A 13579-nucleotide genomic window follows, 5' to 3' on the forward strand; every position below is an offset into this window, starting at 1 on the left:
GCGAACCGGAAGGTCCGCACGGGGAGCATAGTAAGCGCCGTAGCCGTTCAGCAGTTCATCCGATTTGTGGCACGGTCGGTATGCTCGCCGCCATGTCCACCGCCCCCGACCAGCCCCGCCGGCCGCCCCGGCCGGCCGCCGAGGCATGTCCGGCGGACGGAAACGCGCAGGTGCGCGAGGGCGCCGGACAGCCGCGGAACCGGGCGGACGCCTGCCCGGGGGCGCTGCGGCTGCACCCGGCGGACGACGGCGCGCTGGCCCGTGTCCGCATCCCCGGCGGAGTGCTCACCGCGGCGCAGGCGGAGCGGTTGGGCGAGGCGGCGCGGCGGTTCGGCGACGGTGATGTCCATCTCACTTCGCGCGGCAACGTCCAACTGCGCGGCCTGGGCGCGGCCTGCGGGGCGGACATGGCCCAACTGCTCGGCGCGGCCGGGCTGCTGCCGTCGGCGGCACACGAGCGGATACGGAACATCGTGGCCTCGCCGCTGTCCGGCCTCGACGGGCGGGGGCACCTGGACGTCGGGGAGTGGCTGCGGGCGCTCGACGGGCTGCTGTGCGGCAGCGAGACGGCCGCGGCGCTGTCCGGGCGGTTCCTCTTCGCCCTCGACGACGGGCGCGGCGACGTCGCGGCCCTGGCGCCCGACGTGACGCTGCGCGCGGCACCGGACGGGACCGCGCTGCTGCGGGTCGGCCGCAACCCGGCCCTCCGCCTTCCCGCCGCCGACGCGCCCCGGGCCGCGCTGCTCGCCGCGGAGGCGTTCGTCACGTCGGCCGCGCCCGACGGCGGCGAGCCCACCGCGTGGCGGGTGGCCGACCTGCCCGACCGCGGCGGGGCCCTCACCGCCGCCCTCGCCGACCGCCTTCCCGAGCCTCTGGCCACCGAGCCGGCCCCGCCCTCCGCCTCCCCCGACGCCACCCGGGGGAAAGCCGCACCCACCCCACCCACCGCCTCCCCCGCGCTCGGCCCGATCCCGCACCCGGACACCCCCGGCGGCCCCCTCGCCCTCTCCGTCCTCGCTCCCCTCGGCCGCCTCACCACCACCCAGTGGCGTGCCCTGACCGCGCTTGCCGCCCGCACCCCGGCCGCGCACCTGCGGCTCACCCCGTGGCGCGGCGCCGTCGTCCCCGGGGTGCCCGCCGACCGCGTCCAGGAGGAGCTGGCCACCCTCGCGGCGGCCGGACTGGTGACGGACACCGCCTCGCCGTGGGTCGGCGTGAGCGCGTGCGCCGGGCGGCCCGGATGCGCGAAGTCCCTCGCCGACGTACGCGCGGACGCGGCGGCCTTCGTCCACCCCGCTCCCGGGGACGGCGAGCCCGTCCGCCCCACCTCCGGGAGCGGAGAACCCGGGGACGGCCCCACCCCCGCCCGCCCCCTCCCCGTCCACTGGTCCGGCTGCTCCCGCGGCTGCGGCCGCCCCCGCACCGGCGACCGCGTCGACGTCGTCGCCACCTCCGGCGGCTACCGTGTGGACCTGTTCCGTACCGGCGCCCCGCCACGCAGCGCCCACCCCCGACCCTCCGACCTCGCCGCCACCGTGGCGGCCGCGCGCCGCGGCGCGCCGATCGAATGAGCGAGACCACCGTGCCTCCTGTGCCCCCGGTCCCCCCGGGCTCCGCGAACCCGTACGCGTACGAGTACGAGAAGGACGGCGCGGCCATCTACCGCCGCTCCTTCGCCACGATCCGCGCCGAGGCGGACCTCGGCGGGCTGCCCGCGGACGTCAGCCAGGTCGCGGTGCGGATGATCCACGCCTGCGGGATGGTCGACCTGGTGGCCGACCTCGCGTACAGCCCCGGCGTGGTGGCCCGGGCCCGGGCGGCGCTGCGGGCGGGGGCGCCCGTGCTGTGCGACGCGGCGATGGTCGCCAGCGGGGTGACCCGCAAGCGGCTGCCCGCGGACAACGAGGTGATCTGCACGCTCGGCGACCCGTCGGTGCCCGCGCTCGCCGCCGAACTCGGCACCACCCGCACCGCGGCGGCGCTGGAGCTGTGGCGCGACCGGCTCGACGGCGCCGTCGTCGCCATCGGCAACGCGCCCACCGCGCTGTTCCGGCTGCTCGAACTCGTCGCCGACGGCGCCCCGCGGCCGGCCGCCGTCATCGGCGTCCCGGTCGGCTTCGTCGGTGCCGCCGAGTCCAAGCAGGCCCTGACCACCCACCCGTCGGCCCTCGACCACCTGGTCGTCCACGGCAGGCGCGGCGGCAGCGCCATCGCGGCAGCCGCACTCAACGCGATCGCGAGCGAGGAAGAATGAGCAGCCGCCTTTCCGCGGAGCACGACGCCACCGCCCCCGAGGGCCCGCACGCTTCCGGCAGCGGTGCCGGTTCGGGCGTGGGGCGGCTGTACGGGGTCGGTCTCGGGCCCGGCGACCCGAAGTTGATGACCCTGCGGGCCGTGGAGGTGATCGCGGCGGCCGACGTCGTGGCGTACCACAGCGCGCGGCACGGCCGGTCGATCGCCCGGGGGATAGCGGCGGCGCACCTGCGCGACGGGCAGATCGAGGAGCAGCTGGTCTACCCGGTGACGACGGAGACGACCGACCATCCCGGCGGCTACCAGGGCGCGATGGAGGAGTTCTACGAGCAGGCGGCGGCGCGGCTGGCGGCGCACCTGGACGCGGGGCGCAGCGTCGCGGTGCTGGCGGAGGGCGACCCGCTCTTCTTCGGGTCGTACATGCACATGCACAAGCGGCTGGCCGGGCGGTACCCGACGGAGGTCGTGCCCGGGGTGACGTCGATGGCGGGCGCGGCCGCGCGGCTGGGGGCGCCGCTGGTGGAGGGCGAGGAGTCGCTGACGGTGCTGCCCGGCACGCTGCCGGAGGAGGAGCTGGCCGCGCGGCTGGCGGCGGCGGACACCGCGGTGGTGCTGAAGCTGGGCCGTACGTTCCCGGCGGTGCGGCGGGCGCTGAAGCGGTCGGGGCGGCTGGCGGAGGCGCGCTACGTCGAGCGGGCCACGATGGCGGGCGAGCGGATCGCGGAACTGGCCGAGGTGGACCCGGAGTCGGTGCCGTACTTCGCGATGGCGGTGCTGCCGAGCCGGGGTGGCGCGGCGGTGCCCCGGCAGGAGCGGGCCGAGGAGGCGGCGGCCGAAGGCGTCGGGCATGTCGTGGTCGTCGGCACCGGGCCGGCCGGGCCGCTGTGGCTGACCCCCGAGACGCGCGGCGCGCTGGCCGCGGCGGACGACCTGGTCGGCTACACCACCTACCTGGACCGGGTGCCGGTCAGGGCCGGACAGCTGCGGCACGGCAGCGACAACCGGGTGGAGGCCGAGCGCGCCCAGTTCGCGCTGGAACTCGCCCGCAGGGGGCGGCGGGTGGCTGTGGTGTCCGGCGGCGACCCGGGGGTGTTCGCGATGGCCACCGCCGTGGTGGAGGCCGCGTCGCAACCGCCGTACCGGGACGTGCCGATACGGGTGCTGCCCGGCGTGACCGCGGCGAACGCCGCCGCCGCGCGGGTCGGTGCCCCGCTCGGCCACGACTACGCGGCGGTCTCCCTGTCCGACCGGCTCAAGCCGTGGGAGGTCATCGCCGAACGGCTGCGCGCTGCTGCTTCCGCCGACCTGGTGCTCGCGCTGTACAACCCGGGGTCGAAGAGCCGGACCTGGCAGGTGGCCAAGGCACGCGAACTCCTGCTGGAGCACCGCTCTCCCGACACCCCCGTGGTGGTCGCCCGTGACGTCGGCGGCCCGGGCGAGCAGGTCCGGATCGTCCGCCTCGCCGATCTGGAACCCGCGGAGGTCGACATGCGCACCCTGCTCATCGTCGGCTCCACCCAGACCAGGACCGTGGTGCGCGGCGACGGCGAGCAGGTGGTCTGGACACCGCGCACCTACCCCCGGAGCTGACCGCACCCACCTCCCGCCGCCGTGCGCTCAGCCCATCCGCTCCCGCACCCACCGCGCCGCCCGCTCCACGTCCTCCGCGACCTCCACCCCCACCACCCCCCGCGGCCGGCGCACCACCACCACCGGCAACCCCGCCTCCCGCGCGGCCACCAGCTTCGCGGCCGTGGCCGCACCCCCGCTGTCCTTCGTCACCACCACCCCGATCCGGTGTTCCCGCAGCACCGCCCGCTCCCCCTCCACCGTGTACGGCCCCCGGTCCAGCAGCACCTCCATCCGGCGCGGCACCACCCCTTCCGGCGGGTCCACCGACCGCACCAGGAACCACAGGTCGTCCAGCCCGGCGAACGCGGCGAGCCCGGTGCGTCCGGTGGTCAGGAACACCCTGGAGGCGATGCCGGGCAGCATCTCGGCGGCCTGCGCGAGGGAGGCCGCCGGATGCCAGCGGTCTCCGGGGCCCGGTGTCCACCCGGGTCGGCGCAGCGCCAGCAGCGGCACCCCGGTGCGTGCGGCGGCCTCCGCCGCGTGCGCGCTGATCGTCTCGGCGAACGGGTGCGTGGCGTCGACCAGCGCGTCCACGGAATGGTCGCGCAGCCACCGCGTCATCCCCTCGGTCCCGCCGAACCCGCCGATCCTCACGGTCCCCTGCGGTAGGCGGGGGGCCGCCACCCGGCCGGCCAGCGACGACGTCACCCGCACGGTGCCCATCGCGACCAGCACCCCCGCGAGTTCCCTCGCCTCAGCGGTCCCCCCGAGAACCAGCACATGCCGCACACCGCACCCCTTCCCACCAGCCCCTCGACCCCGCATCGTACGTTCCACGTGAAACATTTCCCCCGGCCCACCCCACCCTGACGGTCGACGGCCCACCCGCCGGCAGGTGCTCCCGGTGCCGACCGCGCACGGGCGGGAATTCCGGTAACTGCTCACGCCATTCCGCTCGTTCCAGCCGGTCGCCGAGTCGAACGCGCGGCTGGTGAAGATGGCAGGCCGCCGGCCGGAGAATCTCCGGAAATCTCCCCGAAGCTCCTACTGAGCTTCCAAAGCCGGGCAGGAAGGCGCCCTCCGATTTGCCGTCGAGCCGGTCGATCACCACCCCGGCCCGGGAAAGCGCATAACGCCCATGCCCACCATGTCGACGGAACTGGTCGACCTTGGTGACGACAACATCGATCTCAGCCGAACGACCGTCCAGAACCGTCCAGAACCGGCCTGCCGCCACAGCTCCCCACCCTCCCTGCTACGGCCGCCGGACGGCGCGCCGCAGGTCAACGGGGTTGCGGGCGAACGCCGTTCCGTTGCCGAACGTCTCGCCGCGCGAACCCCCAGGTCCGGTACCGGAATTCGCACTCCTGACACCGACAAAGGGCACCCGGCGACGATCCGCCCGTGCCGTATGACACGAACGAGTGAAGCGCAGAGAAGCGAAATACCCCGTAAGCGGGGCGCGTCGTCGGCGGTGGAATCGCGATCGGGTCAACCAGTGCCGCCGATGCGTCACCGGGCTGCTGAACCTGGCACATCGCTCCCGGCACCGGCCCCGCAGATGCGCGCCGTCGGATTCGGCGCAGGCGTGGACTTGCCGCCCGGCTCTCCCACCCGCGCCGCCCAGTTGTGGACGAGGACCGCCCGGTTGATCGGGCTGGCCGACCGAATCGATGGCTACTGCTAGCCTTCACTCAGTCACGGTAGGTAATCGACCCCGTGCGTCAATTGAAGGATCAGGGATATGCGCAAACTCCAGCAACTGGCAGTCGTCGCCATGGCAGTCGGCAGCCTTTCCGCCATTGGCGCGGGCGTCAGTTTCGCCGACACGCAGGGCCAACTGCCTCCCCAAGGGACGCAGGGTCAGCAAACCCCGCAGGAGACGCAGGCCCAGCAGGCCCCCCAGGGCGGCATGCAGCAGGCCCCGCAAGAGGCGCAGGGTCAGCAGGCTCCCCAGGGCATGCAGCAGGCCCCCCAGGGTCAGCAGGCCCCCCAGAGCGCGCCGGCCCCGCAAGGGACGCAGGTCTCTCCCCAGGTCGCCCCCCAGCTGTCGCCGACCGTCACGCTCCCGCAGGCCCTGCCCCTCGGAGCCCCGCAGGCCGCCCCCCAGGAGGCGCCGCAGGAGCAGAACAACCTCTTCCGTCCGTACCAGGAGTGCAGCCCGCAGACGGTGCTCCAGGCGAACATCCCGATCGCCCTCCTGGGCGACTCCAAGACCCAGGGCGACACCTGCACCCAGGTGAACAACGCCTTCGACAAGTAGGGAACAGACCCACGGGACCGTCTCCGTTGCGCTCTCCAGGGGACGGCCCTTCGAGTCCGAACACCCTGCGGGCTGAGCCGATCAGGTTGTTCCGGGCGGCGCGTCACTCAAGCGACCACTGAGGCCCAACTGCCCTCACTGCGAACGGTGTTGGGCACTCCGCTTCGACCGAATGGCCCCCGAAGAACCGGTTGGCCACCTCACGTGCCTCTCACGGCTCACGGCATCCAGTGCTTATCTTCATCACACCGTGAGTCGATCACGGAGAGTATCCGATCAACCACACGAAGGAAACAGACATGCGCATGATCCAGAAGGCAGCCGTCGTGGCCGCCGTGCTCGGCACCATCGGCTTCGCCGGCGCCGGTGCCGCCTTTGCCGGCGACCACGGTGGCAGCGAGTACCAGGTGTCGCAGAGCACCTCGTGCAAGTCGCACGACCTGAACCTCGACGTCCTCGGCGAGGTCGGCGTCCTCAACGGCCTGCTGGGCAACGCGCTGAACGGCGAGGGCAACCCGGGCGCCCAGGCCACCAGCCTCGGCTCGACCATGGGCTGCAACAACAGCGCTTTCTGAGCGCTGCCGGAGTAGCTGAACCCATGGACGCGGCGGGCCCCACCATCACGGCCCGCCGCTTTCATGCGTCCCGTCAGAAGTACCGGTGCGCGTCGGGGCCCCTGACAGGGCCATCGCACCGCGCATCGTCAACCGTGCCTGACCCAAAACCTGGAGCATGACATGCACAAGATCTACAAGGCGGTCGCCGTGGCCGCCATGCTCGGTACCTTCGGCCTCGTCGGCATCGGCTCCGCCGCCGCGTCCGACAACCCCGGCGGGAACAAGTTCGACGTGCAGCAGAGCACCTCGTGCAAGTCGCACGACCTGAACCTCGACGTCCTCGGCGAGGTCGGCATCCTCAACGGCGTGCTGGGCAACGCCCTGGGCGGCGAAGGCAACCCGGGCGCCCAGAGCACCCAGCTCGGCTCGAGCATGGGCTGCAGCAACAGCGCCTTCTGAGCCAATCCAGCCCAGTAGGTACCAGATGGGTCCCGGAATCCACGGCCGAACCCTGGCCCCTCGGGCGCCGGGGCCCATCCTCACGGAGATCAGTTGAGACCGGACACCGGTGCTGGTCCGAGTGTGACACCGACCGCGAAGGAACACGGCACATGTTCAAACACACGAAGAGCGCGGCCCTCTCGGTGCTCGTGGGTGGCCTCTCGTTGGCTTGCGTGGGTATCGGCCATGCCGTTGCCGCGGGGCCGTCCACCAACTGCACGCGTGACGCTCAGGGGAACGACACCTGCGTCACCAAATCCGAGAACACGTACACCAGCAAAGACGGCACCTATCACCTGCAGCAGCAGCAGGACTGCACCAACGTGTCGCGTCAGGAGCCCCAGACACCGCAAGTCGCGGTGGGGCAGCCGGGGACGACGCAGATCGGGGCGGTCGTCGACTGCTCCAACCATGCGCCGGCACCCAAGGGATACAAAGCACCCGACATCTCACGCTAGCCAAGGCGGGCACCCGCCGCCCCCACGGATGAGGCGCGGCGGGCCGAAACCCGTCCACTGCGTCCCCGTCGACAGATGGCCGGACCCGGATCGTCCCCGGGCCCGGCCATCTGTCGTGCACCCCGCCTCAGCGCGTGCTGCGCTTCGCGTGCGCCTCAGACCGCAGGTCGAACACGGTCACGCGGTCCTGCCCAGCCACTCGATCGGGTTGGTGTACGAAAGACCGGTGAGTTGCTGGTCGGTGCAGAACCTGGTGATCAGGTCGGAGAACTCCGAGATCCGCTCGACCGGGGCCAGATGGTCGGCGTATTTGATGGTGGTGAAAGCGGCCCGCGGAAGGGCTGCAGCGACTTCACGGCCCATCTCCGGTGTGCAGAGTGTGTCGTACTCACCGGTGCACACCAGGATCGGCACGGCGGGAACCGGCTCGTCCCGGTACCAGTCGTGGGTCATCAACCGTGCGTTGTGCTCCACCGACTTGTTGATGTCATCCTCGGACTGCGCCATGAACTGCCCGTAGAGCAATCGCGAGACCGCCTGGTGCTTGTAGACCACACCGGTTCCGGGAGGAGACATGAACTGCTCGACCAGCTCGGAGGCGATCTGCGCCCGGTCGCCGAGTTCGAGCATGCGCGCCCACCGCGGGACAGCGGAGGAGTAGTGCGCCGGGATGGCCGTGGTCATCCCGACCAAGCCCAACTTCACCAAGCGGTCGGAGTAGTGCTGGGCGTATCGCAGAGCGATGGCCCCGCCGAAACAGCTGCCGATGACATTGGCCCGGTGAATGGCCAGTTCCTGCATCATGTGGTGCACGCAGTCGGCAAGGAAATCCATCCCGTAGCTGGCGGGGAGGAAATCCGCACTGCCGTAACCGGGCAGGTCCACGGTGATGATCGTACTGCATTCGGCCAGCCACTTCTGGTGCCGCAGCCACGCGAAGCGGTTCTGCGCCGAACCGCCCAGCAGCACCAGCGGTTCCGTCCGGGGGTTGTCCTGACGAACAATGCGGCAGTGATACGCAAATCCCTCGAAGACCAACGTCCTTTCCTCCGACTGCGCTTGGGCAGGTGCCCCGGAGTCAGGGCGGGGAACCGGCACAGATGTGTCCTGTGACGTGCTGATGTCAGAGCGCATAATGTCTCCGAGCGCGCGCGAAGAATGGGGAACTGAACACCATGATCCACCCTTTGAAGCATGGAGAGCCCAATCTCACCCACGGTGGGCGTGTCGGAACCCGCCCATGCGATCCGGACTTTTGCCCGTCCTGTACTCGGCCATTTCCCGGACGGTCGGCAATCGGGAGCTTTTTACGAGGTGGGGCAACTCGGGATCGCCGCCGATCACCATCGGCAATTCCCCCGCGCCCGTCGCGCCGAACCGGCCGCCGCGGCAATCTGCTTCGCCGCGGGGGCGGCCGATCTCGCCCGCCGCTCAGTCGCGGACGCGGGCCGTGGAGTAGAGGTGGCTGTCGAGGAAGGACTCGGCTGCCAGGGTGCGGCCTACGATGATGACGGCGGTCCGGCGGATTTCCGCGTCGCGGACCTGTTCCGCGATGCCGCCGAGGGTGCCGCGCAGCACCACCTCGTCGGGGCGGCTGGCGAATGCCACGACCGCGGCCGGGCATTGAGCACCGTAGTGCGGCGTCAACTCGGCGACGACACGGTCGACGTAGCCGGCTGCGAGGTGCAGGACGAGCAGGGCGCCGCTGCGGGCGAGGGTCGGCAGGTCCTCGCCGGGCGGCATGGGCGTGGCCCGCTGCGCCACCCTCGTGAGGATCACCGTCTGCCCGACCGCCGGCACCGTCAACTCCCGCTTGAGCGCGGCAGCGGCCGCGGCGAACGCGGGCACCCCGGGCACCACTTCGTACGGCACCCCGGCCGCGTCGAGCCGGCGCATCTGCTCGGCCACCGCGCTGAACACCGACGGGTCCCCGGAGTGCAGCCGCGCCACGTCGTGGCCGTCGCGGTGCGCCCGCACCAGCGCCTCGGTGATCCCGTCGAGATCCATCCGCGCGGTGTCGACGAGTTCGGCCCCTGCGGGGCAGTCGGCGAGCAGCTCGCGCGGCACCAGGCTCCCGGCGTACAGGCAGACCCGGCACGAGGCGAGCAGCCGCGCACCGCGCACCGTGATGAGGTCGGCGGCGCCGGGCCCGGCGCCGATGAAGTAGACGGTCATTCGTCTTCCGCTTCTGCTGGATCGGCCGGCTTGACCACCGACCACTGGGTGACCGGCATCGCCTGACGCCAGCCGGTGAAGGCGCCGACGGGTGCGGCGTGGGCGACGGAGAGCCGTACGAGGTCGCCGCCGCGGCGGCGGTAGTGGGCGGCGAGCAGCGCCTCGGACTCCAGGGTGACGGTGTTGGCCACGAGCCGGCCCCCCGCGGGGAGCGCGTCCCAGCAGGCGTCGAGGAGGCCGGGCGCGGTGAGGCCGCCGCCGACGAAGACCGCGTCGGGAGACGGGAGTTCGGCCAGTGCGGCGGGCGCTGCGCCGGTGACGACCCGCAGCGCGGGCACCCCGAGCCGTGCGGCGTTGGCGGTGATCCGGGCGGCCCGTACCGGATCGCGCTCGACACCGACCGCGCGGCAGGAGGGGTGCGTACGCATCCACTCGATCGCGATCGAGCCGGAGCCGCCGCCGACGTCCCAGAGCAGTTCGCCGGGCGCGGGGGCGAGCGCGGCCAGCGTGACGGCGCGGACATGGCGCTTGGTGAGCTGCCCGTCGTGGTCGTAGCTCTCGTCCGGCAGCCCGGGCACCGCGCCGAGCCGCCGCGCGTCCGGGGCGCGGCGGCACTCGACGGCGACGACGTTGAGCGGGTCGCCGGGTGCGTGCGCCCAGCCGTCGGCGGTGCCGTCGGCCGCGACGCGCTCGCGGGCGCCGCCCAGTTGCTCCAGCACCCGCAGCCGGCTGGGCCCGAAGCCGCGGTCGCGCAGCAGCGCGGCGACCTCGCCGGGGGTGGCGGCGCCCGCGCTGAGCACGATCAGCCGGCGGCCGTGGTGCAAGGCCGCGGCCAGGGCCGCCGCCGGGCGGCCGACGAGCGTGACCACCGCGGTGTCCTCGACCGGCCAGCCGAGCCGGGCGCAGGCGTAGGAGACCGACGAGGGGTGCGGCAGCACCCGCAGCGCGTCCGCGCCGAGCACCTCCGCCAGGGCCCGGCCGATGCCGTGGAAGAACGGGTCGCCGCTGGCCAGCACGGCGATCGCGCGGCCGGCGTGCGCGGCGAGCAGCGCGGGCACGGCGGGCCGCAGCGGCGAGGGCCACGGCACCCGCTGCCCGGCGCACTCCGGTGGCAGCAGGTCGAGTTGGCGCGGGCCGCCGATCAGCGTGTGCGCGGCGCGCAGCGCGGCACGGGACGCCTCGGGCAGCCCGTCCCAGCCGTCGGCGCCGATGCCGACGACGGTCACCGGGGTGGGGGCGGAGCTCACGCGGACACCTCGGGTCGGGGAAGCGGCAGGTCAGCAGGACCTTACCGACCTGCCGCGGACCCCGGCCCGCCGGGTGCACCGGGCCCGCGGCCCCACGGTCCGCCGCCAGGAGCACCTGCGCTTCCGCCCGCGATGCCCCACGCGGTCCTGCCTGCGGCTACGCCCTCGGCTGCGGCCCGAGGCCGTAGGTGAGGTAGGCGAACTGGCCGAACTGCTCGACCGCGGTCAGGGTGAGCCGGTCCGACTCCAGCCGACGCGGCAGCAGCGGGGCGCCGCCGGTCAGGATGACCGGTGCGACGCCGAGCACCAGCTCGTCCAGCACTCCCGCGTCGGCGAACTGCCCCGCCAGCTCGCCGCCGCCGACCAGCCAGATCGTACGGTCGCCGGCGGCCGCGGCCATCGCGTCGTGGACCGGCCGGACGTCGCCGCGCACGAAGGTGATGTCGATGCCGGGCACGGCCGGCAGCTCCCGGTGGGTGAACACCCAGCACGGCGTGTCGCCGTACCAGCTGCGCCACTTCTCGGGCCGCCGCAGCATCTCCTCGTGCTCCAGCATCCACTCGTAGGTGGTGGCGCCGAGGGCGAAGGCGCCCACGGTCTCGAAGAACACGGGGAAACGGGCCCCGCCCTCCCCGCCGTGGTCGGCCGTGAAGAGCCAGTCGAGCGAGCCGGCCTCGTCCACGATCCTGCCGTCGATGCTCGTCGCGGTGAAGTACGTCGTCCTGGGCATCGCCTCACCGTAGCGGCGGGCACTGACAGCGGGGCATGCCGACGGGCCGCCGGCGAGGGGGGAAGGCCGGCGGCCCGTGCGGGGTGGAGCAGGCCGGTTCGGCTCGCGGGGCGAGCGTCACCGGCCGATGGCCGGGGAGCGGCCGGGGGTGGCTCAGTGGTTGGCCACACCGTTGCCGGAGAGCACCGGGATGTTGCTGAGCACGTGCGAGAGCGGCTCGTCGCCCTGCGCCTGGGTGGAGTTCTCGGTGCACTGCTGGTTCTGCGGCGAGGTCAGCACGTTGACGTCCTGGACGGTGACCGGGATGAGGCCGATCAGCGAGCCGACGTTGGCCTTCACCGGCACGCCGAGGCAGGGCTTGTTCAGGGTGCCCTGGACCAGGCCGATCTGCGGGCTCTGGGTGCCGCCGGTCTGGGTGTTGCCGTACGCCTGCTCGGCGCCGTTGCCGTTCACCGTGGTGGTGCCCTCATCGTTGCCGATGGCCATGGCCTGCGGGGCGGCGGTGGCACCGACGGCGACGACGGACGCGGCGAGAGCAGCACCGGCAAGCATCTTCTTGATCATTTTTGTCCTTTTTTAGGTGCTTGGTGCACTGTTCTGGAAGGTCTGGAGCAATCTGATCAACTGCCTCAACGAGGTTTGGTTCCGGCCTTTCACTCCGACGGGGGATAAGTCGGGCGAGCGGAAAGGACGGAAAAGTCGGGAAGGCAGCAGGTGAGCGGCGTCAGCCGAGCGGCAGGCCGTTCGTCGGCAGCCCGCCGAGCAGCGAACCGGCGGGCAGCCCTCCGGTGGCTTTGGCCAGCCCGGACAGCGCGGAACCCGCGATGTCGGTGCCGTTCTGCGCCGTCTGCAGGGCGGAGCCGACGGGCGTCGCGTCGGCGATCTTCTGCAGCGGCTGCTCGTTCAGCGCCTGGTCGACACCGCCGTTGATGCTCGTGGGCATCGTCGACATGTTGCCCACAGAGACGGGGGCGCCGTTGGCGCCCTCGGCAAAGGCGGGTGCGGCCATTCCGGCCGCCATCACCGATCCGGCCACTGCCGCCGCAACCTTTGAGTACTTCACTTGTCACCCTTTCCTAAGCCGAGAGCCAGCGGCCCCGGCCCTGGGGAGGGCGAGTGCCGCGGGACACCGTCGGACGCCGAAGTCCGGCGCCGTGTACAACGACCACGCCGATCCGCAGGCAACGGAAATCACACTGCATCGGCCGACAATCACCCGTACGTGCAGAACAACGGCGCAGTCCTGCTATCAATCACCTTTCCGGGGCACATTCCTCGATACGCCGCCGGAACGGTTTCAGCGCGTCAGGGCCGTGGCGCGCGCCGCCTTCGAGGCCGCGTGGGAGCGTCGGTACAGCAGCGCTCCACCCATGAGCAAAGCGGCTCCGGCCGCTCCCGCGATGCCGAGCTCGCGGTTGTCCAGCCCGGTCTCCGCCAGCCGCTGGTGCACCACGACAGGCTTGGCCGGGGACACGGGGGGGACCTTCTCGGTGCGCGGCGGCGCCTGGGGCGAGGGGGTGGTGGGCGCAGGGGACGCGTCGTTGCGGCAGGAGTTGCCGAACGCCGGGTTCAGCAGCCCGGCCGCGTCCACGGTGTTGCCGCACGCGTTGATGGGCGCGTGCACCGGGATGTCCACCGAGTTGCCCGACAGGATGCCGGGCGAACCGGCCGCGGTGCTGTCGCCGCCCGCATCGGCGTGGGCAGCACCTCCCGTCACGGCCAGGACACTGCCCGCGGCAGCAACGGTGAGCAGGCTCCGGCTCAGGATCTGTCGCATCGACTCTTCTTTCCGCATTGCTACTCAAGAGGCGCGCGGCTCTTCC

Annotated in this window: 15 protein-coding genes; 7 read left to right on the top strand and 8 right to left on the bottom strand. The window is 72.6% G+C overall.

Going from position 1 to position 13579, the window contains the following annotated elements; translation table 11 throughout:
• The first annotated feature begins 92 nt into the window (after nucleotides 1–92).
• Genes cobG through OG370_RS20365 form a run of 3 tightly spaced genes read left to right on the top strand, consistent with a single transcriptional unit; the run spans nucleotide 93 to nucleotide 3843 of the window.
• Entirely contained in the window at nucleotides 93–1571 is a 1479-nt protein-coding gene (gene cobG, locus OG370_RS20355) for a precorrin-3B synthase (protein ID WP_328466300.1), read from the top strand.
• A gap of 20 nt (nucleotides 1572–1591) precedes the next feature.
• On the top strand, nucleotides 1592–2254 hold the full coding sequence (locus tag OG370_RS20360) for a precorrin-8X methylmutase (RefSeq protein ID WP_328466302.1): 663 nt from the start codon (nucleotides 1592–1594) through the stop codon (nucleotides 2252–2254).
• Nucleotides 2251–3843, top strand: coding sequence for a precorrin-2 C(20)-methyltransferase (locus tag OG370_RS20365; protein ID WP_328466304.1), 1593 nt, complete (start codon nucleotides 2251–2253; stop codon nucleotides 3841–3843). The genes OG370_RS20360 and OG370_RS20365 overlap by 4 nt, the downstream gene beginning before the upstream one ends.
• A 27-nt stretch (nucleotides 3844–3870) precedes the next feature.
• Here the strand turns inward: OG370_RS20365 and OG370_RS20370 are convergent, their stop codons facing one another.
• Nucleotides 3871–4614, bottom strand: a complete 744-nt coding sequence (locus tag OG370_RS20370; RefSeq protein WP_328466305.1) for a cobalt-precorrin-6A reductase — start codon at nucleotides 4612–4614, stop codon at nucleotides 3871–3873.
• Between the two features lie 988 nt (nucleotides 4615–5602).
• On the opposite strand from OG370_RS20370, the gene OG370_RS20375 reads away from it, so the two are divergent.
• The 4 genes from OG370_RS20375 to OG370_RS20390 all read left to right on the top strand — a co-directional run bounded on the left by OG370_RS20375 (nucleotide 5603) and on the right by OG370_RS20390 (nucleotide 7604).
• Nucleotides 5603–6088, top strand: coding sequence for a hypothetical protein (locus OG370_RS20375; RefSeq protein ID WP_328466307.1), 486 nt, complete (start codon nucleotides 5603–5605; stop codon nucleotides 6086–6088).
• Nucleotides 6089–6387: 299 nt separating this feature from the next.
• Entirely contained in the window at nucleotides 6388–6663 is a 276-nt protein-coding gene (locus tag OG370_RS20380; protein ID WP_328466309.1) for a hypothetical protein, read from the top strand.
• Between the two features lie 162 nt (nucleotides 6664–6825).
• Nucleotides 6826–7104, top strand: coding sequence for a hypothetical protein (locus OG370_RS20385; protein WP_328466311.1), 279 nt, complete (start codon nucleotides 6826–6828; stop codon nucleotides 7102–7104).
• 152 nt (nucleotides 7105–7256) lie between these two features.
• A complete protein-coding gene (locus OG370_RS20390; RefSeq protein WP_328466313.1) occupies nucleotides 7257–7604 on the top strand; it encodes a hypothetical protein in 348 nt (115 codons plus the stop codon).
• A 177-nt stretch (nucleotides 7605–7781) separates the two neighbouring features.
• On the opposite strand, the gene OG370_RS20395 is transcribed toward OG370_RS20390, so the two are convergent.
• From OG370_RS20395 to OG370_RS20425, 7 genes are all read right to left on the bottom strand, one after another.
• Nucleotides 7782–8642 (bottom strand): alpha/beta fold hydrolase, encoded by an 861-nt coding sequence (locus OG370_RS20395; RefSeq protein WP_328466315.1) that lies wholly within the window; start codon nucleotides 8640–8642, stop codon nucleotides 7782–7784.
• 393 nt (nucleotides 8643–9035) lie between these two features.
• Nucleotides 9036–9779, bottom strand: coding sequence for a precorrin-4 C(11)-methyltransferase (gene cobM, locus OG370_RS20400; RefSeq protein WP_328466317.1), 744 nt, complete (start codon nucleotides 9777–9779; stop codon nucleotides 9036–9038).
• Nucleotides 9776–11005, bottom strand: coding sequence for a precorrin-6y C5,15-methyltransferase (decarboxylating) subunit CbiE (gene cbiE, locus OG370_RS20405; RefSeq protein WP_328474269.1), 1230 nt, complete (start codon nucleotides 11003–11005; stop codon nucleotides 9776–9778). The genes cobM and cbiE overlap by 4 nt, the downstream gene beginning before the upstream one ends.
• Nucleotides 11006–11183: 178 nt before the next feature.
• Nucleotides 11184–11756 carry a dihydrofolate reductase family protein gene (locus tag OG370_RS20410; protein WP_328466319.1) on the bottom strand — a complete coding sequence of 191 codons (573 nt, stop codon included), beginning with the start codon at nucleotides 11754–11756 and terminating at the stop codon, nucleotides 11184–11186.
• 153 nt (nucleotides 11757–11909) lie between these two features.
• Nucleotides 11910–12320 (bottom strand): rodlin, encoded by a 411-nt coding sequence (locus OG370_RS20415; RefSeq protein WP_328466321.1) that lies wholly within the window; start codon nucleotides 12318–12320, stop codon nucleotides 11910–11912.
• A gap of 160 nt (nucleotides 12321–12480) precedes the next feature.
• Nucleotides 12481–12699 carry a hypothetical protein gene (locus tag OG370_RS20420; protein WP_328466323.1) on the bottom strand — a complete coding sequence of 73 codons (219 nt, stop codon included), beginning with the start codon at nucleotides 12697–12699 and terminating at the stop codon, nucleotides 12481–12483.
• Nucleotides 12700–13053: 354 nt separating this feature from the next.
• The gene (locus OG370_RS20425; RefSeq protein ID WP_328466325.1) at nucleotides 13054–13533 is read right to left on the bottom strand and encodes a chaplin; all 480 of its coding nucleotides are present in this window, start codon (nucleotides 13531–13533) and stop codon (nucleotides 13054–13056) included.
• Nucleotides 13534–13579: the final 46 nt, after the last annotated feature.

This window comes from Streptomyces sp. NBC_00448 (genome assembly GCF_036014115.1).
Taxonomy (GTDB): Bacteria; Actinomycetota; Actinomycetes; order Streptomycetales; family Streptomycetaceae; genus Actinacidiphila.